Raw genomic sequence first — 19,778 nt, 5'->3', positions numbered from 1 at the left:
CGGTGTCTGTGCCGCCCGGATGCTCCGGCGCGGCGGGGTGTCTTTTGTAGCCCGGATGCAATCCGGGAAAATTGTCAGGTTTGGTATTCCGCCAGCTTGCGTTCGGCTTCGGCCAGGCGCGTGCGTGCCTGCTCCAGCGCATCGGCGGCGGCATTGTCGTCCCGCTCCAGCTTGCGCAGATCGGCACGAGCAAAGGCCACTTCGGTTTTCAGGGCTTTCAGTTCGGCATTCACGCCGGGGCGTTCAGTGCGCACCAGCTCCGGCGCTGGCTTGCCGGAGGCCGCCTCGGCGGCATGCAGGGCCTGCTCGGCAGCGGCCAGGGCATCACGCAGCGGCTGCAATGCGGCTTCGTCGCTGCCTGCCTTCTCGGCCTTCTTCAGTTCGGCGCGCTTCATCGCCAGTTCGACCTTGGCTTTCTTCAGCGCCTCTTCGCCCGCGGGTTTGGCAGCCGGCGCAGGCGCCTGGTTCTGCAACTCGGCCAGGGCTTTCTCGGCCGCTTCCAGTTGCTGGCGCACACGGGCGATCTCGGCCTGCTGTTCGTCGTCCGGGGCTTCGAGTTTTTCCAGCTTGCGCAGTTGCGCCTTGACCATGGCGGCTTCGATCTTGGCCTTTTTCAGCGCTTCGTCGCCGGCTGGCTTGGTGGCGACAGCGGGCTTCTGACTGTCCAGCTCGGCGAGGGCTTTCTCGGCCGCTTCCAGTTGCTGGCGCACACGAGCGATCTCGGCCTGCTGTTCGTCGTCCGGGGCTTCGAGCTTTTCCAGCTTGCGCAACTGCGCCTTGAGCATGGCGGCTTCGATCTTGGCCTTTTTCAGCGCCTCGTCGCCGGCTGGCTTGGCGGCGGCAGCGGGTTTCGGACTGTCCAGCTCGGCAAGGGTTTTCTCGGCGGCTTCCAACTGCTGGCGCACGCGGGCGATCTCGGCCTGCTGTTCGTCGTCGGGGGCTTCGAGCTTTTCCAGCTTGCGCAGTTGCGCCTTGAGCATGGCGGCTTCGATCTTGGCCTTTTTCAGCGCCTCGTCGCCTGCTGGCTTGGGGGCTGGGGCAGGGGCTGTCGCCTGGGCATCGGCCAGAGCTTTTTGCGCGGCTTCGGCAGCGGCGCGCAGCTCGGCAACCTGCGCCTGCAGCTCGGGCGTATCGTGGGCGGCAAGCTGTTTTTCCGCCTTCTTCAACGCAACCTGGGCCATGCTGGCTTCGATCTTGAGCTTTTTCAGCGCTTCGTCCGCCGGTGAAGCCGCCACTGCAGGAGGGGCGTCGGCTTGCGCGGCCTTGGCGCGTGCGGCTTTCTCGGCGCGGGCCTTGCGTTCGGCTTCCTTCTGCTCCTCGGCGCGGCGCAGGCGTTCCTGGCGTTGCTCGAAGCGCTGCTTGGAGTGTTCGGCCTTGAGCTGCTTCTGCTCCAGCTCGCGGATTTCCGCCTTGGCCACGCGGTAGTACTGCACCAGGGGGATGCTCGACGGGCAGACGTAGGCACAGGCGCCACACTCGATGCAGTCGAACAGGTTGTGTTCCTTGAGCTGCTCGTGTTCCTGACCCAGGGCGAAGAAGTGCAGTTGCTGCGGCAGCAGGCTGGCCGGGCAGGCCTGAGCACATTCGCCGCAGCGAATGCAGGGCATGGCCGGCGCTGGCGGCGGCAGTTCCTTGGCGGTGCTGGCCAGCAGGCAGTTGCTGGTCTTGATCAGCGGCACCTCGAGGCTGGGCAGGGTAAAGCCCATCATCGGCCCACCCATGATCAGGCGGTTGAGCTTGCCCTGATCAAGGCCGGCGAAGGTGAGCAGTTCGCCCACCGGTGTGCCGAGCAGTGCCTCGACGTTGCCGGGTCGCGTCAGCGCTTCGCCGGTCAAGGTGGTGATGCGCGAGATCAGTGGTTTGCCCAGCAGCACGGCATCGTGGATGGCCACGCAGGTGCCGACGTTCTGGCAAAGGATGCCGATATCGGCGGGCAGGCCGCCGCTGGGCACCTCGACGCCGGTGAGAATCTGGATCAGCTGCTTCTCGCCACCGGACGGGTACTTGGTGGGGAATACCCGTACCTGGTAGTCATGCCCGTTGCAGGCGGCGCGCACGGCGGCGACGGCTTCGGGCTTGTTGTCCTCGATGCCGATCAGCACCTGCTCGGGCTGGATCAGATGGGCGAGCACCTCGATACCTGCCACCAGTTCGGCGGCGCGTTCGCGCATCAGCAGGTCATCGGCGGTGATATAGGGCTCGCACTCGGTGCCGTTGATGATCAGCGTGTGGATCTTCTGCGTTGGTCGCGCCTTGAGCTTGACCGCCGTGGGGAAGCCGGCGCCGCCCAGGCCGTTGATGCCGGCCTCGCGAGTCAGTGCCAGCAGTTCGGCGGGCTCAAGGCTGCGGTAGTCGGGATGCGGTGCCAGTTCGATCCACTCGTCCAGGCCATCGCTGTCGATGACGATGGCCGGTGCCAGCATGCCGGAGGCGTGTGGATAAGGCTGCTCACCGATGAAAGCGATGGTGCCGGAGGTGGGCGCATGCAGCGGCACGCTGACGAAGCCGTTGGCATTGGCGATCTTCTCGCCCTTGCGCACGCGCTGGCCGACAGCCACGCAGGGTTCGGCGGCAGCGCCAATATGCTGGCCGAGCGGCAACACCAGGCGCTTGGGCAGCGGCGCTGGCTGGATCGGCGTGCGGTTGGACAGTTCCTTGCGCTCGGCCGGATGGATGCCACCAGGGATGTCCCAGATCTTCATGCTTTCTTTGGCCAATGCACTCATGCCGCCTGCTCCCGGTCGCTGGCGATCAACTGGCCGGGTGGCAGTGGTTTGTCCCACTTCCAGCTCTGCACGCTGCTGCCAACGATGAGCATGTCGATGCAGTCCACCGGGCAGGGTTCGACGCACAGGTCGCAGCCGGTGCACTCGCTGGCGATCACCGTATGCATCTGCCGCGCTGCGCCAACGATGGCGTCCACCGGGCAGGCCTGAATGCACTTGGTGCAGCCGATGCATTCCGCTTCGCGGATGAAGGCGACCATCTGCGGCTTCTCGCCTTCCACCGCATCCAGCGGCTCGGGCTCGACATCCAGCAGATCGGCCAGTGCCTGGATGGTGGCTTCGCCACCGGGCGGGCACTTGTTGATCTTGTCGCCGCCGGCGATGGCCTCGGCGTAGGGTTTGCAGCCGGGGTAACCGCACTGGCCACACTGGGTCTGCGGCAGCAGGGCGTTGATCTGTTCGGCGATGGGGTCGCCCTCGACCTTGAAGCGCACGGCGGCGAAACCGAGGATGGCGCCGGCGATCAGGCACAGGGCGAGCAGGGCAAGGACGGCGACCAGAACCAGGCTCATAGCTTGATCAGCCCGGAGAAGCCCATGAATGCCAGCGACATCAGCCCGGCGGTGATCATGCCGATGGCCGCGCCCTGGAAGGACTTCGGCACGTCGGCGATGGCGATGCGCTCACGCATGGCGGCGAACAGCACCAGCACCAGGGAGAAGCCCAGGCCTGCGGCAAAGCCGTTGACGGTGGCGGTGACGAAGGTGAACTCGGCCTTGTTGGCGTTGAGCAGGGCCACGCCGAGGACGATGCAGTTGGTGGTGATCAGCGGCAGGAAGATGCCCAGCACGCGATAGAGCAAGGGGCTGGTCTTGTTCACCACCATCTCGGTGAACTGCACCACCACGGCGATCACCAGGATGAAGCTGATGGTGCGCAGAAACTCCAGATCCAGCGGCTTGAGTACGTACTGCTGCACCAGGTAGCTGCACATGGCGGCCAGGGTCAGCACGAAGGTGGTGGCCAGGGACAGGCCGATGGCGGTCTCGATCTTCTTCGACACGCCCATGAACGGGCACAGGCCGAGGAATTGCACCAGCACGAAGTTGTTGACCAGGATGGCGCTGACCATGATCAGGACGAGTTCGGTCATCGGTTTGCCGTCGAATGCACAAAGGCCTTAGGAAATGGGCGCCTATTATCGGGAGAAGCAGCGGCAAGCTACAAGCCACAAGCGTCAAGTAAAAGCGCAAAAGCCAGGCTGGCGTTCAGCACCAGCCCGCATCCTGTTTCGCTTGCAGCTTATTTCACTCGTTGGCCCGGCTTGGCGCCGCTGTCCGGGCTGAGCAGGTAGATTTCCTCGCCGCCGGGGCCAGCAGCCAACACCATGCCTTCGCTGATGCCGAACTTCATCTTGCGCGGCGCCAGGTTGGCGACGTACAGGGTCAGGCGACCTTCCAGCTTGCTCGGGTCGGGGTAGGCTGACTTGATGCCGGAGAACACGTTGCGCTTCTCGTCGCCGATATCCAGCGACAGGCGCAGCAGTTTGTCGGCGCCCTCGACGAACTCGCACTTCTCGATCAGGGCAATGCGCAGGTCGACGGCGGCGAAGGCGTCGAAGTTGATCTCGGCAGCCAGCGGATCCTTGGCCAGTTCGCCATTGCCCTGTGGTGGGGCGGCTTCGGCGGCCAGGTCTTCCTTGGAGGCTTCGGTCATGGCTTCGATCTTCGCTTGTTCGATACGGGTCAGCAGCGGGGTAAAGGGGTTGAGCTGGTGATCGGCCAGCGGTGTGGCCAGATCGGCCCAGGTCAGGGCCGGCACGTTGAGGAAGGCCTCGGCATCGGCGGCCAGTTTCGGCAGCACCGGCTTGAGCATGATCACCAATTGACGGAATAGGTTGATGCCCAGGGCGCAGATTTCCTGCACCTCGGCCTGCTTGCCCTCAACCTTGTTCAAGGCCCAGGGCGCCTTGTCGGCGATCCAGGCGTTGGCACGGTCGGCCAGCGCCATGATCTCGCGCATGGCGCGGGAGAAATCACGCACCTCGTAGGCGTCGGCGATGCTCGGGGCGGCAGTCTGGAAGGCCTCCCACAGGGCTGGCTCGGGGTTGGCGGTGACCAGCACACCGGCGTTGCCCTTGTGAATGAAGCCGGCGCAGCGGCTGGCGATGTTGACCACCTTGCCGACCAGATCCGAGTTGACCTTCTGCACGAAGTCCTCGAGGTTCAGGTCGAGGTCATCGACGCCACGGCCCAGCTTGCTGGCGTAGTAGTAACGCAGGTATTCCGGATTCAGGTGATCCAGGTAGGTGCGCGCCTTGACGAAGGTGCCGCGCGACTTGGACATCTTCTGCCCGTTCACCGTCAGGTAGCCATGCACGTTCACCGCGGTCGGCTTGCGATAGCCCGCGCCTTCGAGCATGGCCGGCCAGAACAGGGCGTGGAAGTTGACGATGTCCTTGCCGATGAAGTGGTACAGCTCGGCCGTGGAGTCCTGGCCCCAGAAGGCGTCGAAGTCCAGATCCGGGCGGCGTGTGCAGAGGTTCTTGAAGCTGGCCATGTAGCCGATGGGCGCGTCCAGCCAGACGTAGAAATACTTGCCCGGCTCGCCGGGGATCTCGAAGCCGAAGTAGGGCGCATCGCGGCTGATGTCCCACTCCTGCAGGCCGCTATCGAGCCATTCGGCCAGCTTGTTGGCCACCGCTTCCTGCAGCGTGCCGGAGCGCGTCCACTGCTTGAGCATGGCCTCGAAGTCCGGCAGCTTGAAGAAGAAATGCTGCGACTCCTTGAGCACCGGCACGGCACCGGAGATGGCCGAGCGTGGGTTCTTCAGTTCGGTGGGAGCGTAGGTGGCGCCGCACTTTTCGCAGTTGTCGCCGTACTGATCCTCGGCCGCGCACTTGGGGCAGGTGCCCTTGATGAAACGGTCGGCGAGGAACATGCCCTTCTCGGGGTCGAAGTACTGGGTCACCGCGCGAGTGGCGATATGGCCGGCATCACGCAGCGCCAGGTAGATGGACGCCGACAGCTCGCGGTTCTCCTCCGAGTGAGTGGAGTGGTAGTTGTCGAAGTCCACCAGGAAGTCGGCGAAGTCGGCCATGTGCTCGGCACGCACGCCGTCGATCAGTTGCTCCGGAGTGATGCCTTCCTTCTCGGCACGCAGCATGATGGCCGAGCCGTGGGCGTCGTCGGCACAGACGTAAACGGCCTGGTTGCCGCGCAGTTTCTGGTAGCGCACCCACATGTCGGTCTGGATGTACTCGAGCATGTGGCCAAGGTGGATCGAACCGTTGGCGTAGGGAAGGGCGCTGGTGACGAGAATCTTGCGGGCTTCGGTCATGGTGATCGGCTGCACTGGTAAAACGAGGGAAGTCGGCAACTATAAAGGAAGCTGCAAGCTGCAAGCTACAAGCCGCAAGTAAAAGCGGCCATGTCTTGGTCGCGGTGAGACGTGTGCAACCGGGCTCTGCTGTTAAGATGGCTGCCTGATTTTTTGCCTGCCTTCTGGAGTTCTTGCATGAGTGCCGTCACCCGCGAAGCGGTCGAAGCCTGTCTGCGTCAGTTCACCGACCCCCATCTCGAACAGGATCCGGTCAGCGCCGGTTGCCTGCGCGAAGTCGATATCCAGGGTGCGCGCGTTTCCGTGCGCCTGGAGCTGGGTTATGCCGCCGGGCTGTTTAAGAACGGCTGGGCGCAGATGCTGCAGATGGCCCTGGAGAACCTCGAGGGCGTGGACAGCGCTCGGGTGCAGGTCGACTGCCTGATCGACTCGCACCAGGGCCAGGCCCAGGTGCCGGCGCTGGCCGGGGTGAAGAACGTGATCGCCGTGGCCTCGGGCAAGGGCGGCGTGGGCAAGTCCACCACCGCCGCCAACCTGGCCCTGGCCCTGGCCCGCGAAGGCGCGCGGGTGGGCATGCTCGATGCCGATATCTACGGCCCCAGCCAGGGCATCATGTTCGGCATTGCCGAAGGCACACGCCCGCAGGTGAAGGAGCAGAAGTGGTTCGTGCCACTCGAAGCCCATGGCGTGCAGGTGATGTCCATGGCCTTTCTCACCGACGACAACACGCCCATGGTCTGGCGCGGGCCGATGGTCAGCGGCGCCTTGCTGCAACTGATCACCCAGACCGCCTGGAATGACCTCGACTACCTGGTGATCGACATGCCGCCGGGCACTGGCGACATCCAGCTGACCCTGGCGCAGAAGGTGCCGGTGGCCGGCAGTGTGATCGTCACCACGCCGCAGGATCTGGCCCTGCTCGATGCCAAGAAGGGCGTGGAGATGTTCCGCAAGGTGCACATCCCGGTGCTGGGTGTGGTGGAGAACATGGCCGTGCATATCTGCTCCAACTGCGGTCACGCCGAGCACCTGTTCGGCGAGGGTGGCGGCGAGAAGCTGGCCGCGCAATACGGCGTCGAACTGCTGGCCTCCCTGCCGCTGTCGATGGCCATTCGCATGCAGGCCGACGACGGCAAGCCGACCGTGATCGCCGACCCGGAAAGCCAGTTGGCGATGATCTATCAGGATCTGGCGCGCAAGGTGGGCGCGCGTATTGCCCTGGCGGGCAAACCGACCATGCCGAATATCGAGATCAGCGAGGACTGAAAACCGCCGCAGTAACGGTTTTCCGCCGCGCACAACCTGAGCAGCCGGCAGGCCTTGATTGCCATTCATCCAGTGATCAGCCTGCGGCTTTCCGTCATCTTGTCTTCATGCAGGCAAAGTAGCTTGCTATCGGTCAAACCCGATGACCGAGGAGAACAGCAGATGGACGACTATCAGGAAGAACTGCTCGAGCGTGATGCCTTCGATCAGGACACCGTCGATACCGACGACGCCACCGAACTCTGAGCCTCGCCAGCGGCCCTGCGTTGTGCGCGCCGATAATCGCCGGGCGTTTGCCCGAGCCAGCGTTTGAAGGCGCGCTGGAAGGCTTCGGCCGAGGCGAAGCCGAGCAGGTAGGCGATCTCGCCAAAGGCCAGTTCGGTGTCGCGGATATAGGCCGTGGCCAGGTCGCGGCGGGTGTCGTTGAGGATGGCGCGAAACTGCGTGCCTTCCTCGGCCAGCTTGCGCCGTAGCGTCCAGCTCGGTAGTTGCAGGCGTCGCGCCACTTCCTGCAGATCCGGTTCGTGGCCGTGCAGCAATGGCCCCAGTAGCTGGATCACCCGTTCGCGCAGGCTGCGGGTGCGGGTCAACTGATCCAGTTCGCGTTCGCACAATTCCAGCAGATGGTTCCAGGTGCCCGGGCAATGCTGGCGGTTGCGCAGGGCCAGGGTTTCGTTGCTCAGGCGCAGGCGATTGGCTCCCGCGACGAACTCCACCGGGCAGCCGAACAAGGTTTCGTAGCGTTCGGCATAGTCCGGCGCCGGGAATTCGATTTCGACCCTCTCCGCTGCGATGGGCTGGCCAGCCACCTGCGCCAGGTTGCTCAGCCAGCCGGCCAGCACGGAATCCACCACGAAGCGGTTGTAGGCGTTGTATGGGCTGATGGAGTAGAAGTTCAGCCAGGCGCCGCGCGCGTCTTCGTCGAAGCCCGAGCGGCCCCGGTAGTTGGCGGCGTACAGCGGCTCGAAGCGGGTCAGGGTGCGCGCCGCTGCGCGCAGGTCGGGCGCCTGCGCGGCGCAGATGCCGGCCAGGCCGATCTGGCCCAGGTGGCTGTGGCGGCCCATGTCCAGGCCCAGCGCCGGCTCGCCGCTCAGGGCGATGGCGCTGTGGCCGAGGCGCATGAAGCGGGGGATCGAAAGCCGCGCGCGGGGTTCGCTCAGGCGTTTGGCGTCGAGGCCGAACTGCAGCAGCAGGGGCTGCGGGTCATGGCCATGCTCGCTCAGCGCGGCGGCCAGCGGTTGGGTGAAACCGACGGACAGGTCGCCCAGGCGAACGCGTGAGGCTTTCATAGCCACAGGTTGATCAGTTGCGCGCCAGCGCTCGCATCGCCCTGGCTGAGTCGACCGTCGACGTATGCCAGGGCTGCTGCCTGGCCGCTACGTTCCCACAGGCGCCCGCGCATGTGCACCTGCATGCCGGCGTGGATGCCCTGTGCGTGCAGGCGTTCGCCGAATTCGCTCATATTCGTGTTGGCGTCCATGTCACTGGGCATGACCAACAGTTCGACGTCTTGCCGCGCATGGCTGGCGATGTGCCGGGCATCGCCGCCGAGCAGGATGCCGAGCCGGCCTGCCGGTGTGTCGAGTACCTGCAGCGCCTCTGGCGCCTGGCTGCTGGCCGTGGCGGCGGCGAAGGCCTGGCGGTGCGGCTGGCCTAATGGCTGGCCGGCGCTGTCGAAGACCAGGCTGACGTTGTACAGCGGCCCGTTGGCGACCTGCAGTTGGCCGTGCTCGAGCTGGGGCTCCGGCAGGACGATGGAGCCGGCCACCAGGGTGACGGCGTAATCGCGCGCCAGGCCGCCGAACAGTTGCTGGTAGTCATGGGCCATGTGCTTGGCTTTGGTGCGTAGCAGGGCGTCGGGCAGGCGCGCATCGCCGTCTGCCCAGAGCATTGCCTGGATGAAATCCAGCGGATTGCTCGCCGCCGACCACTGCAGCGCTCGCTGGTGGTCAGGGGCCTGATACAGCTCGTCCTTCTCGCCGATGGCGAACAGCCAGGTGCCGATATGTTCGGGCAAGACCACCACGGTGCGTGGGTTGAGCAGGCCCAGGTCGCGCGCTTGGTCGAGGTAGGCTGCCAGCTTCAGGCGCAGGCGCGCCAGGCTTTGCAAGTCGCTGCTGACCAGTTCGGGCTGAATGCCCAGCAGGTTGCCGGCGGTGCCGGGGTTGCCCAGGTTGAGGGCCAGATGACTGCGCAGATCCGACAGGTAGCGAACCTGGGGCCGTTGCTCGCACCAGTAGGCATAAGTCCCGAGGCTGCCGAGCAGGAGGAGGATAAGGCAAAGGGAGATCAGTCGACGCATGAGTATCTTTCGCGGGTGTGTGCGTTCAGGTTAGGTCGGATGGTGACGGAAGCCAAGCATTGCTGTTTGCTTTGGTCATTATCTTGTCAGTTTCGATCATTGAGCCTGCCGTTTGGCCTCTTTATCGTCTGCCTCCATAACCGACCGCGTGCCCATGAGACCGCGGCGATCCGTGAACTGCACCGCGATGTGGAGAATTCCATGACTGCTCGTTACCCGCACCTGCTGGCCCCCCTCGACCTTGGCTTTACCACGCTGAAGAACCGCACCCTGATGGGCTCCATGCACACCGGCCTGGAGGAGAGGCCTGGCGGCTTCGAGCGCATGGCGGCCTATTTCGCCGAGCGCGCCCGGGGCGGTGTCGGCCTGATGGTCACCGGCGGCATCGGCCCGAACGAGGAGGGCGGCGTGTATGCCGGCGCAGCCAAGCTGAGCACGGAGGAAGAGGCGGAGAAGCACAAGGTCGTCACCCAGGCCGTGCACGAGGCCGGTGGCAAGATCTGCATGCAGATCCTGCATGCCGGCCGCTACGCCTACAGCCCCAAGTCCGTGGCGCCGAGCGCCATCCAGGCGCCGATCAACCCGTTCAAACCCCGTGAGCTGGACGAGGAGGGTATCGAGAAGCAGATCGCCGATTTCGTCAATTGCGCGGCGCTGGCCCAGCAGGCCGGCTACGACGGCGTCGAGGTGATGGGCTCGGAAGGCTATTTCATCAACCAGTTCCTGGTTGCCCACACCAACCACCGCACCGACCGCTGGGGCGGCAGCTTCGAGAACCGCATGCGCCTGCCGGTGGAGATCGTGCGCCGCGTGCGCGAGGCGGTGGGGCTGAATTTCATCATCATCTATCGCCTGTCGATGCTCGACCTGGTCGAGGGCGGCAGCACCTGGGACGAGATCGTGCTGCTGGCCAAGGCCATCGAGCAGGCCGGCGCCACCCTCATCAACACCGGTATCGGCTGGCACGAGGCGCGCATCCCGACCATCGCCACCAAGGTGCCGCGCGCGGCCTTCACCAAGGTCACCGCCAAGCTCAAGGGCGAGGTGGCGATCCCGCTGATCACCACCAACCGCATCAACACTCCGGAAGTGGCCGAGCAGGTGCTGGCCGAAGGCGATGCCGACATGGTGTCGATGGCGCGCCCGTTCCTCGCCGACCCGGAGTTCGTCAACAAGGCCGCCGAAGGCCGCGCGGACGAGATCAACACCTGCATCGGCTGCAACCAGGCCTGCCTGGATCACACCTTCGGTGGCAAGCTCACCAGTTGCCTGGTCAACCCGCGCGCCTGCCATGAGACGGAGCTGAATTACATCCCCACCACCTCGGTGAAGAAGATCGCCGTGGTCGGCGCCGGCCCGGCTGGCCTGGCTGCTTCCACCGTGGCGGCCGAGCGTGGCCACAGCGTGACCCTGTTCGACTCGGCCAACGAGATCGGTGGCCAGTTCAACGTGGCCAAGCGCGTGCCGGGCAAGGAAGAGTTCTACGAGACGCTGCGCTACTTCAAGCGCAAGCTGGAAACCACCGGCGTAGACGTGCGCCTGAACACCCGCGTGTCGGTGGACGATCTGGTCGCCGGCGGCTTCGACGAGATCATCCTGGCCACCGGCATTGCCCCGCGTACCCCGGAGATTCCGGGTATCGATCATGCCAAGGTGATCGGCTACCTGGATGCGATTCTCGAGCGCAAACCGGTCGGGCAGAAGGTGGCGGTGATCGGAGCGGGTGGCATCGGCTTCGACGTCTCCGAGTTCATCACCCATCAGGGTAAGGCCACCAGCCTCGACCGCGATGAATTCTGGAAGGAGTGGGGCATCGATACCACGCTTGAGGCCCGTGGTGGCGTGGCGGGTGTCGAGGCACATCCGCACCCGGCGGCGCGTGAGGTGTTCCTGCTGCAACGCAAGAAGACCAAGGTGGGCGACGGCCTGGGCAAGACCACCGGCTGGATTCATCGCACCGGCCTGAAGAACAAGAAGGTGCAGATGCTCAATTCGGTGGAGTATCTCAAGGTCGATGACGCTGGTCTGTATATCCGCATCGCCGGTGGTGAGCCGCAGGTGCTGCCGGTCGACACCGTGATCGTCTGCGCCGGCCAGGATCCTCTGCGTGAGCTGCAGCAAGGGCTGGAGAGTGCCGGTCAGCGCGTGCATCTGGTTGGCGGCGCGGACGTCGCCGCCGAGCTCGATGCCAAGCGGGCGATCGACCAGGGCTCGCGCCTGGCGGCCGAACTCTGATCGAGCCGAACCCCGCTCAGTGCGGGGCAGCCAACAACAAGGAGAAGCCGATGTCTCTCGATACCCTCTTGCAACCTGCCGCCGCCGCCAGCCTGGCGCGCTGGCACCAGTTTATCGCCGCCAAGGATCTGCGCGCCTTGCCCGAGCTGTTGCACCCGCAGGCCGTGTTCCGCTCGCCCATGGCGCACACTCCTTACCCGGGAGCGCAGAAGGTCAATTTGATCCTCAATACCGTGCTGCAGGTGTTCGAGGACTTCACCTACCACCGCGAACTGGCCACGGCCGATGGCCTGAGCGTGGTGCTGGAGTTTTCCGCGCGGGTCGGCGAGCGTGAGTTGAAAGGGATCGACCTGATCCGTTTCGACGAAACCGGGTTGATCGTCGAATTCGAGGTGATGGTGCGCCCCATGAGTGGCCTGCAGGCCCTCGGTGCAGAGATGGCACAACGCCTGGGCGCTGCCAGCGGCTGAGTCTCGCCCAGTCGGTCACAGTTTGGCCTAACCATTGGCTGGCAGAGGGCTTGCCAGCGGGCCGGCTGCCAATCGCGTCACATTGCCGTTGCGACTTTTTCCCCTAGACTAGCCCGATCACGCAAGGACGACGTTCGCATCAGGGCCAGAATTGCCCTGGTGCCGGCGTCGTGCGCGTCGTTTCAGTCGCATCAGAGGGGGGCGACAGGCATGCAGAACAAGCCGCAGATGGTAGAGGCCGTGATGTTCTTCAAGGAACATGGCGTCTGCAAGCAGATGCTCTACCCCGAATTCGAGGCCTTGCTCGATGGCGTGGTGAACATGCCCGAGTTCGCCGATCAGCAGATGCGCATGGTCTACGTGGTGATCAACCCGCGGTTGCTGGTCAAGGCGGCGGTGTTCTTCTATCTGGATTTCGACGAGGACGGCCGCCCCGATTCCGGCTGGAACATCCCGCTGCAGCACCTGGCCGATCGCGCCGGGCGCGGGCCGGATCTCGGTGCCGGGCCTATCCGCCTGGCCTGTCGCAGCCAGTGCGCGGTGTCCTGGCATCAGATGCACCTGTGGGATCCCAATCTCACGCCCGGGCAGAACGATCTGGTACGCCTGCGCGATGCGGTCAAGGGCAATCAGCTCGGCCTGCTGATCGAGGACGACAGCACCCAGGTGGTGCAGGCCGAACGCCTGCAGATGGCGTCCGAGGACAAATGGTATGCGCCCGACCCGGCCAAGGAGGTGGCCGAACAGTTGGCGCAGAAGATGGATCAGGAGCATCGCGCCAAGACCGCTCAGCTCATCAAGCAGCAGCGTCTGCGCATCGCCAGCCTCACCCAGCAGCATGAAGAAGAACTGGCCAGGCTCAAGCTGGCCGGCGAGGAGCAGGGCAAGCGTCAGCAGGCGCAGCTTCAGGAGCTGCACCAGGCCTTGCGCCAGCAGCAGGAACTCAATGCCCGGCTCAAGGCGCAACTGACCGAGCAGGCGCAGAACTATCAGCACAGCCGCGAGCAACTGACCCAGCAACTGCGTGCCCTGGAGCGCCATGGGCGCACCGAGGGCGACATTCTGCGAGCGCAGCTCGAGGCCGAGCTGCAAGCCAAGATCACCGCGGCCGTGGCCCAGTACAAGGAGCAGGTGGCCATACGCGATGTCGAACTGGCCTACCGCAACGAGCAGGATATCCAGCGCCAGGCGGAGATCGAACGGCTCAAGCGCGAGCGCGATGCCATCGCCAGCCAGAGTGGCGATCAGGTGCTCGAGCGCCTGGCCAGGCTTGGTGTGGTGTTCGTGGCCTATCATCCCGGCGCCGGGCACCTGACCATCGCCTTGCAGGATGTCGCCCGCTACCAGGACAACCCCATGGCATACGTCGCCGCCAAGTGCTTCGTAACGGAGGCGCAGTATCGTCAATGGTTGGCGCATTATCAGCAGCCTACCTGCGAAGCCGTGGTGGCCGGCGAGCGCTGCGCCATGCCCATCGAGCGGGTGGATACGCCGAGCCGTTTCGTGCTGGGTGAGTCCAATTGCTGTTCGCGGCACAAGGCGAGCGCTCGTTTGCAGGGCGTCAACTGACCTTGCTTCTGCCACGCATCGACTGGCAGCCGCAGGCGCCCCTGCAACCGCTGCGTCTGGACTGGCTGCAGGCGGCAGGTGTCGAGGTGGCCTGCCTGCGTCTGGATCTGATCGATGCCCTGATCAGCGGCAACAAATGGTTCAAGCTCGCCCCGCACCTGGCCGAAGCCAACGCGGCTGGCTCGCATGGGGTGATCAGCCTAGGCGGTGCCCATTCCAACCATCTGCATGCGCTGGCAGCAGCCGGCAAACGTTTCGGCTTCGCCACTATCGGCCTGCTGCGCGGCGAGCCGCAGGACACGCCGACCATTCGCGATCTGCAGGCGTTCGGCATGCAGTTGCACTGGCTCAGCCATGGCGCTTACCGCAAACGCCATGAGCCTGACTTCTGGGCGTCCTGGCGCGAGCGCTACCCACAGTTCCATGCCATCAACGAAGGCGGGCGTTCGCAGCTCGGCGCCCAGGGCTGCACTGTGTTGCCGGACATGGTGCAGCAGCAGATGACGGCCCTGGGTTGGACGGACTTCCACGGCTGGTGGTTGGCCGCAGGCACCGGCACCACCCTGGCCGGGCTGGTGCTGGCCGAGCGAGGCAGGCGCCTGGTGCATGGCGCCCTGGCCGTGCCGGCCGGCTACGGCGTGCCCGAGCAGGTGAGAGGGTTGCTGCATACGGCGGACTGCGATGACCAGGGCTATCGTCTGATCGAGGCCGCGCGGCGTGGTTTTGCCCGCAGCGATGACGAGTTGCTGACCTTCATGGCCACCGTGGAGCGCGACGCCGGCCTGCCGCTGGAGCCGGTGTATACCGGCAAGGCGCTGCTGGCATTGCGACAGCAGGTGGGCGACGGTTACTTTAAGCGTGGCAGTCGCCTGGTATTCGTGCACACGGGCGGCTTGCAAGGGCGGCGGGCAACGCTCGGCTCGCACCATGACTACACTGTATTGCAGAGCCTGGACGCCTTCTCATGACTGAACCCCTGACACCGGCACAACTGCGCAGCCTGACGCCGCTCAATGCTTTGTCCGAGCAGCAATGGCGTGAGCTGCGTGATCAGCTCGTGCCACAACCCTTGCTGGCGGGGCAGTCGCTGTTTCGCCGCGGCGACCAGGCCCACCTGACCTATTACCTGCTGGCCGGCGAGCTGTCCTTGCAAGGTGATGGCTTGCCGCAGTCCGTGGTGGCGGGCAGCCCAGCGAGTTGCCACCCCTTGTCACCCAGCCTGCCACGGCTGCACGAAGCCATGGCGATGACCGATTGCAGCGTGCTGGTGATCGATAGCGCAGTACTCAACCGTCTGCTGACCTGGCGCCTGAGTTTCGAGGATCTGCTGCTGGCCATGGGGCAGAGCGGCGAAGAGATCGAGTGGCTCGAGCGTTTGCTGGAAAATCCGTTGCTGGCCAAGGTGCCAGCGGCCAATGTGCAGACCATGCTGACGCGCCTGCAGCGTCTGGAGTTGAAAGCCGGCAGCCAGGTGCTGGCGGAGGGTGAGGTTGGGGATTGTTGCTTCTTCCTGCGCAGCGGGCGTGCCGAGGTGATGCGCGGCGCCGGCAGCGAGAGTCAGGTGCTGGCGGAGCTGGAGGTGGGCGCCTGCTTCGGTGAGGAGGCGTTGCTGGCGGATCGCCCGCGCAATGCCACGGTGACCATGCTCGAAGATGGCAGCGTGCTGCGCCTGGATCGCCAGGACTTCTTCGCCCTGCTCAAGGCGCCGGTGGTGGCGGAAGTTTCCCTCGGTGAGGCCTCGCGCCTGCTCAGCCAGGGTGGGCAGTGGCTGGACGTGCGCCTGCAGGAAGAATACGAGCAGGCTCATGCCCTGCAGTCACTGCACATGCCCTTGCAGTTGCTGCGCCTCAAGGCCCGTCTGCTCGACCCGGCACGCACCTATCTGTGCTACTGCGACAGCGGCAAGCGCAGCGCCAGTGCGGTGTTTCTGCTCAGCCAGCTCGGTTTCAGCGCCTACGCCCTGCGCGAGGGGCTGGATGCCTTGCCGGCGGTGCAGCGTGATGCCCTGCTGTGCGAGAGCGGGGCAGGCTATCTGGCACGCTCCGGCGGGCGTACCGAACGTAGCCACTGAGGCCTGTAGCCCGGATGAAATCCGGGCTACGTTTCTGGCCACTGATCGCTGACCAAGAATACCCGCTCCACCTCGCGCCAGTTCCCCGCGTCATCGACCTCCAGGCGCACCAGTAGCTGCGCCTGGGCCTCTGGCGGCAGGGCGCTCAACCAATGCTCGAATCTCTCCTGCGACCAGCGTTGATCCGCGTCGATCAAGGCCGGAGCCAGCCAGGCCAGCCGCGGCAGGGGCTGCCAGCAGGCGCCGTGCTGCTGGCCGGCAAAGACCGCCCAGTCGGCTCGGCGCAGCCAGTGCCCGCGCAGATGTCGGGGGCTGGCGCCGCGCGGTGGTGCACAGCCCCCAGGCCAGGGATAGAACAGATAGCCGCCGAGCCAGAAAGCGGAGCGGACTTCACGCACCTGCAGCTCGTTCAGCGCTCCTCGTGCTTCGCGGCGCGACGACAGCGGCAACTGATGCTGGGCGAGGTGGCTCAGCTTGAGGTCGAGCCGATCATGGCTGCCGGGGCCGAGCCATTGGCTGGCATCGCTGCCGTCGGCCGCCTCCGGGCCGAGATAGAACTTCACCGCCAGCTCCAAGTGATGCTCGCCCTCTGCGTCGCGCAGCAGCAGATCCAGCTCGCCCAGGGTATGGCCATGCTGACGAATCGCCAGGTTGGCCGCGATGACTTGGATATCTGGCGCGGCCTGCAGGGCGTATTGCCAGAGGCGCTCGTAGTACAGGCCAAGACGCCGCACCGGCTTGTCCGCCAACCAGGCGTGTAGCGCACCGGGATCCTCGTCCTGGCGGGTCAGCCAGTGGGCCAATGACTGTGGGTGCCGAACCCACTCGCTGGCCTGCAGGGGATGACGCTGGGGTTTCGTGGTCTCACCCAGCAAGGGCGCTGACAACAGCGTCCAGGCCAGGTCACGCACGGCTGGGGTGCGCAGGGTCTGCAGCAGGTCGTGCAGCGAGTCGAGAGCGATCATCAGGCGAGCATAGCCCGGTTTGCCGCTGCCTTGGCCTTTGGCCGATAATCCCCCTTCGTTTCTTATCTGTCTGGCGGGAACCCCATGGATCAATTTCGCAATGTCGGCATCATCGGGCGCCTGGGTAGCACACGGGCGCTGGAAACCGTGCGCCGCCTCAAGCGTTTTCTCATCGACCGCCATCTGCATGTGATCCTCGAAGACACCATCGCCGACCTGCTGCCCGGCCATGGCCTGCAGACCTCCTCGCGCAAGATGCTCGGTGAGGTGTGCGACCTGGTGATCGTCGTCGGTGGTGACGGCAGCATGCTGGGCGCCGCCCGCGCCCTGGCGCGGCACAAGGTGCCGGTGCTGGGCATCAACCGTGGCAGCCTGGGCTTTCTCACCGACATCCGCCCCGACGAGCTGGAGCTCAAGGTGGCGCAGGTACTGGAAGGCCAGTACCTGACCGAGAACCGCTTCCTGCTCGAAGCCGAGGTGCGCCGCCAGGGCGAGGCCATAGGCCAGGGCGATGCGCTCAACGACGTGGTGTTGCACCCTGGCAAGTCGACGCGGATGATCGAGTTCGAGCTGTATATCGATGGCCAGTTCGTCTGCAGCCAGAAGGCCGACGGCCTGATCGTCGCCACGCCCACCGGCTCCACCGCCTATGCGCTGTCCGCCGGCGGGCCGATCATGCACCCCAAGCTGGACGCCATCGTCGTGGTGCCGATGTACCCGCACACCTTGTCCAGCCGGCCCATCGTGGTCGACGGCCACAGCGAGCTGAAGGTGGTGGTGTCGGCGGACATGACCATTTACCCGCAGGTGTCCTGCGACGGTCAGAACCACTTCACTTGCGCGCCGGGCGATACCCTGCACGTCGCCAAGAAGGCGCAGAAGCTGCGTCTGATCCACCCCCTGGATCACAACTACTACGAGGTCTGCCGTACCAAGCTGGGTTGGGGCAGCCGCCTGGGAGGGCAGGACTGAATGTCCATCGACCCCCATCGTGGCTATGACCTGATCGGTGATATCCACGGTTGTGCGCGCACCCTGGAACGCTTGCTTGAACGCCTGGGCTATAGCCGCCAGGAAGGCGTGTGGCGCCACCCGCGGCGCATGGCGCTGTTTCTCGGTGATCTGATCGACCGTGGCCCGGGTATTCGCGAGACCTTGCATCTGGTGCATGACATGGTCAGCGCCGGCCAGGCCCTGTGCATCATGGGCAACCATGAGTACAACGCGCTGGGCTGGAGCACGCCGGCACCGCCAGGCAGCGGCCGCCAGTACGTGCGCGAGCACAGCCCACGGCACCTGCGCCTGATCCGCGAAACCCTGGCGCAGTTCGAGGGGCACCCACAGGAGTGGCGCGAATTCCTGCGCTGGTTCTACCAGATGCCGCTGTTCATTGATGCCGGGCGCTTCCGTGTCGTGCATGCCTGTTGGGACGCCGAGCTGATCGCGCCGCTCAGGCAGCAGTTTCCCGATGGCTGCATCGATGAGCATTTCCTCCAGGCCTCGGCGGTACCCGGCAGCTTCGCCAACATGGCGCTCGACCGCCTGCTGCGTGGCACCGACATGCGCCTGCCGCACGGCCTGACCCTGACCGGCGGCGACGGCTTCACCCGTTCCTATTTCCGCACCAAGTTCTGGGAAGAGGATCCGCAGACCTACGGCGATATCGTCTTCCAGCCCGATGCCTTGCCGGAGCTGGCGGCGCAGACGCCCCTGAGCGAACTGCAGAAGGACGAGTTGCTCAAATATGGCGCGCACGAACCGCCGCTGTTCGTCGGCCACTACTGGCGCCGCGGCAAGCCAGCGCCGATCCGCCCCAATCTGGCCTGCCTGGATTACAGCGCGGTGATCGGCGGCCGGCTGGTGGCTTACCGGCTCGATCATGAACAGCGTCTGGATGCGAGCAAATTCGTCTGGGTCGATGTCGACCCGCAGGAGGCGCCACGATGACCGCTAGCGTTGCACTACGTCTACCGCTGGATACCGACCTCAGCGGCTTCATCGCCCTGCTGCAACGCCTGCGCGTGCCGCATCGGGTGGCCGAGGAGGGCGGTGAACAGGTGCTCTGGGTGCACGGTGAGGAACTGGCCGAGCAGGTGCGTGAGCTCTACGCACAGCATCCTCTAGGTGATGTGAATGGTGACTTTCCCCAGGCCGTGGCGCCTTCGCGCACCCCTGTGCTGGTGCAGCTACGGCGCAGCCCGCTGACGGCTCTGATGCTGCTGATCACCTTCATCGTGTTCGCCGTGACTCTGACAGGTGAGAACTACGCCGCGATTCGCTGGCTGAGCTTCGTCGACTTTCGCATCGACGGCGGCAACATCTACCTCAACTACCTGGACGCAACACTGGCCAGCGGCCAATGGTGGCGTTTGATCACACCCATGCTGATCCACTTCGGCTGGCTGCACCTGGCGATGAACAGCCTGTGGTACTGGGAACTGGGGCGGCGCATCGAGTTTCGCCAGGGCGCCATCGGCCTGCTCGGGCTGACTTTGCTGTTCGGCCTGGCGTCGAACTTCGCCCAGTACTGGTGGGCCGGGCCCTCGTTGTTCGGCGGTTTGTCCGGCGTGCTCTATGGCCTGCTCGGGCATTGCTGGATCTACCAGCGCCTGGCGCCCAATCCGGCCTATCGCCTACCGCCTGGTGTGCTGGTGATGATGCTGGCCTGGCTGGCGATCTGCATGACCGGCGTTTTCGAGCTGCTGCAGTTCGGCGCCATCGCCAATGCCGCGCATGTCGGTGGCCTGCTCACCGGCTGCCTGACCGGGCTGCTTGGCGGTATGCTGGCCCGACGTAACGCTTGAACCGACTAATCTGGCGGGCCTGGCCCGCCCT

General features: G+C 65.1%; 17 protein-coding genes. 10 read left to right on the top strand and 7 right to left on the bottom strand.

Annotation, left to right across the window (positions count from 1 at the left end; genetic code table 11):
* Positions 1-74 precede the first annotated feature (74 nt).
* The 4 genes from rsxC to metG form a co-directional block, all read right to left on the bottom strand.
* Positions 75-2,726, bottom strand: coding sequence for an electron transport complex subunit RsxC (rsxC, locus tag ACSVIK_RS12360; protein ID WP_442444607.1), 2,652 nt, complete (start codon positions 2,724-2,726; stop codon positions 75-77).
* Positions 2,723-3,298 (bottom strand): electron transport complex subunit RsxB, encoded by a 576-nt coding sequence (rsxB, locus tag ACSVIK_RS12355; RefSeq protein WP_442444606.1) that lies wholly within the window; start codon positions 3,296-3,298, stop codon positions 2,723-2,725. Before rsxB ends, rsxC begins: the two co-directional genes overlap by 4 nt.
* Positions 3,295-3,879: an electron transport complex subunit RsxA gene (gene rsxA / locus ACSVIK_RS12350; RefSeq protein ID WP_277374313.1), complete on the bottom strand. Its 585-nt coding sequence runs from the start codon at positions 3,877-3,879 to the stop codon at positions 3,295-3,297. The genes rsxB and rsxA overlap by 4 nt, the downstream gene beginning before the upstream one ends.
* Positions 3,880-4,028: 149 nt before the next feature.
* On the bottom strand, positions 4,029-6,065 hold the full coding sequence (gene metG, locus ACSVIK_RS12345) for a methionine--tRNA ligase (protein WP_442444605.1): 2,037 nt from the start codon (positions 6,063-6,065) through the stop codon (positions 4,029-4,031).
* A 177-nt stretch (positions 6,066-6,242) separates the two neighbouring features.
* Between metG and apbC the strand changes: the two genes are divergently transcribed.
* Together apbC and ACSVIK_RS12335 are read left to right on the top strand one after the other, a co-directional pair.
* The gene (gene apbC, locus ACSVIK_RS12340; RefSeq protein ID WP_442444604.1) at positions 6,243-7,331 is read left to right on the top strand and encodes an iron-sulfur cluster carrier protein ApbC; all 1,089 of its coding nucleotides are present in this window, start codon (positions 6,243-6,245) and stop codon (positions 7,329-7,331) included.
* 123 nt (positions 7,332-7,454) lie between these two features.
* Positions 7,455-7,577 carry a hypothetical protein gene (locus tag ACSVIK_RS12335; protein WP_442444603.1) on the top strand — a complete coding sequence of 41 codons (123 nt, stop codon included), beginning with the start codon at positions 7,455-7,457 and terminating at the stop codon, positions 7,575-7,577.
* On the opposite strand, the gene ACSVIK_RS12330 is transcribed toward ACSVIK_RS12335, so the two are convergent.
* Positions 7,538-8,620 carry an AraC family transcriptional regulator gene (locus tag ACSVIK_RS12330; RefSeq protein ID WP_442444602.1) on the bottom strand — a complete coding sequence of 361 codons (1,083 nt, stop codon included), beginning with the start codon at positions 8,618-8,620 and terminating at the stop codon, positions 7,538-7,540. The genes ACSVIK_RS12335 and ACSVIK_RS12330 overlap by 40 nt on opposite strands.
* A complete protein-coding gene (locus ACSVIK_RS12325; protein ID WP_442444601.1) occupies positions 8,617-9,633 on the bottom strand; it encodes a carbon-nitrogen hydrolase family protein in 1,017 nt (338 codons plus the stop codon). The genes ACSVIK_RS12330 and ACSVIK_RS12325 overlap by 4 nt, the downstream gene beginning before the upstream one ends.
* Before the next feature lie 201 nt (positions 9,634-9,834).
* Here ACSVIK_RS12325 and ACSVIK_RS12320 point away from each other — a divergent pair, with 201 nt between their 5' ends.
* The 5 genes from ACSVIK_RS12320 to ACSVIK_RS12300 all read left to right on the top strand — a co-directional run bounded on the left by ACSVIK_RS12320 (position 9,835) and on the right by ACSVIK_RS12300 (position 15,978).
* Positions 9,835-11,868 carry an oxidoreductase gene (locus ACSVIK_RS12320; RefSeq protein WP_442444600.1) on the top strand — a complete coding sequence of 678 codons (2,034 nt, stop codon included), beginning with the start codon at positions 9,835-9,837 and terminating at the stop codon, positions 11,866-11,868.
* A 50-nt stretch (positions 11,869-11,918) separates the two neighbouring features.
* Positions 11,919-12,338 (top strand): nuclear transport factor 2 family protein, encoded by a 420-nt coding sequence (locus ACSVIK_RS12315; RefSeq protein ID WP_442444599.1) that lies wholly within the window; start codon positions 11,919-11,921, stop codon positions 12,336-12,338.
* Positions 12,339-12,548: 210 nt separating this feature from the next.
* Positions 12,549-13,907 carry a chromosome partitioning protein ParA gene (locus ACSVIK_RS12310; protein WP_442444598.1) on the top strand — a complete coding sequence of 453 codons (1,359 nt, stop codon included), beginning with the start codon at positions 12,549-12,551 and terminating at the stop codon, positions 13,905-13,907.
* 2 nt (positions 13,908-13,909) lie between these two features.
* Positions 13,910-14,875 (top strand): 1-aminocyclopropane-1-carboxylate deaminase/D-cysteine desulfhydrase, encoded by a 966-nt coding sequence (locus ACSVIK_RS12305; RefSeq protein ID WP_442444597.1) that lies wholly within the window; start codon positions 13,910-13,912, stop codon positions 14,873-14,875.
* Positions 14,872-15,978, top strand: coding sequence for a cyclic nucleotide-binding domain-containing protein (locus tag ACSVIK_RS12300; RefSeq protein WP_442444596.1), 1,107 nt, complete (start codon positions 14,872-14,874; stop codon positions 15,976-15,978). Before ACSVIK_RS12305 ends, ACSVIK_RS12300 begins: the two co-directional genes overlap by 4 nt.
* 26 nt (positions 15,979-16,004) lie before the next feature.
* On the opposite strand, the gene ACSVIK_RS12295 is transcribed toward ACSVIK_RS12300, so the two are convergent.
* A complete protein-coding gene (locus ACSVIK_RS12295) occupies positions 16,005-16,943 on the bottom strand; it encodes a DUF1853 family protein (RefSeq protein WP_442444595.1) in 939 nt (312 codons plus the stop codon).
* Between the two features lie 84 nt (positions 16,944-17,027).
* Between ACSVIK_RS12295 and ACSVIK_RS12290 the strand changes: the two genes are divergently transcribed.
* Genes ACSVIK_RS12290 through ACSVIK_RS12280 form a run of 3 tightly spaced genes read left to right on the top strand, consistent with a single transcriptional unit; the run spans position 17,028 to position 19,747 of the window.
* Complete coding sequence (locus tag ACSVIK_RS12290) at positions 17,028-17,915, top strand: NAD(+) kinase (RefSeq protein ID WP_442444594.1); 888 nt, start codon at positions 17,028-17,030, stop codon at positions 17,913-17,915.
* Complete coding sequence (locus ACSVIK_RS12285; RefSeq protein ID WP_442444593.1) at positions 17,916-18,890, top strand: metallophosphoesterase; 975 nt, start codon at positions 17,916-17,918, stop codon at positions 18,888-18,890. It abuts the gene before it with no gap.
* A complete protein-coding gene (locus ACSVIK_RS12280) occupies positions 18,887-19,747 on the top strand; it encodes a rhomboid family intramembrane serine protease (protein ID WP_442444592.1) in 861 nt (286 codons plus the stop codon). Before ACSVIK_RS12285 ends, ACSVIK_RS12280 begins: the two co-directional genes overlap by 4 nt.
* The last annotated feature ends 31 nt before the right edge of the window (positions 19,748-19,778 follow it).

Origin of the sequence: Pseudomonas sp. NCHU5216, from assembly GCF_052156495.1 — a bacterium.
Classification (GTDB): domain Bacteria; phylum Pseudomonadota; class Gammaproteobacteria; order Pseudomonadales; family Pseudomonadaceae; genus Aquipseudomonas.
Note: the sequence above shows the minus strand (reverse complement) of the source record. Positions and strands in the feature narration are given on the sequence as shown.

What these genes read in the sequence shown, in the direction of transcription:
- ACSVIK_RS12285 (WP_442444593.1), top strand. Translation starts at nt 17,916, where the DNA reads ATGTCCATCGACCCCCATCGTGGCTATGACCTGATCGGTGATATCCAC.
- ACSVIK_RS12310 (WP_442444598.1), top strand. Translation starts at nt 12,549, where the DNA reads ATGCAGAACAAGCCGCAGATGGTAGAGGCCGTGATGTTCTTCAAGGAA.
- ACSVIK_RS12290 (WP_442444594.1), top strand. Translation starts at nt 17,028, where the DNA reads ATGGATCAATTTCGCAATGTCGGCATCATCGGGCGCCTGGGTAGCACA.
- ACSVIK_RS12330 (WP_442444602.1), bottom strand. Translation starts at nt 8,620, where the DNA reads ATGAAAGCCTCACGCGTTCGCCTGGGCGACCTGTCCGTCGGTTTCACC.
- ACSVIK_RS12295 (WP_442444595.1), bottom strand. Translation starts at nt 16,943, where the DNA reads ATGATCGCTCTCGACTCGCTGCACGACCTGCTGCAGACCCTGCGCACC.
- ACSVIK_RS12325 (WP_442444601.1), bottom strand. Translation starts at nt 9,633, where the DNA reads ATGCGTCGACTGATCTCCCTTTGCCTTATCCTCCTCCTGCTCGGCAGC.
- apbC (WP_442444604.1), top strand. Translation starts at nt 6,243, where the DNA reads ATGAGTGCCGTCACCCGCGAAGCGGTCGAAGCCTGTCTGCGTCAGTTC.
- ACSVIK_RS12315 (WP_442444599.1), top strand. Translation starts at nt 11,919, where the DNA reads ATGTCTCTCGATACCCTCTTGCAACCTGCCGCCGCCGCCAGCCTGGCG.
- rsxA (WP_277374313.1), bottom strand. Translation starts at nt 3,879, where the DNA reads ATGACCGAACTCGTCCTGATCATGGTCAGCGCCATCCTGGTCAACAAC.
- rsxB (WP_442444606.1), bottom strand. Translation starts at nt 3,298, where the DNA reads ATGAGCCTGGTTCTGGTCGCCGTCCTTGCCCTGCTCGCCCTGTGCCTG.
- ACSVIK_RS12320 (WP_442444600.1), top strand. Translation starts at nt 9,835, where the DNA reads ATGACTGCTCGTTACCCGCACCTGCTGGCCCCCCTCGACCTTGGCTTT.
- rsxC (WP_442444607.1), bottom strand. Translation starts at nt 2,726, where the DNA reads ATGAGTGCATTGGCCAAAGAAAGCATGAAGATCTGGGACATCCCTGGT.
- ACSVIK_RS12300 (WP_442444596.1), top strand. Translation starts at nt 14,872, where the DNA reads ATGACTGAACCCCTGACACCGGCACAACTGCGCAGCCTGACGCCGCTC.
- metG (WP_442444605.1), bottom strand. Translation starts at nt 6,065, where the DNA reads ATGACCGAAGCCCGCAAGATTCTCGTCACCAGCGCCCTTCCCTACGCC.
- ACSVIK_RS12280 (WP_442444592.1), top strand. Translation starts at nt 18,887, where the DNA reads ATGACCGCTAGCGTTGCACTACGTCTACCGCTGGATACCGACCTCAGC.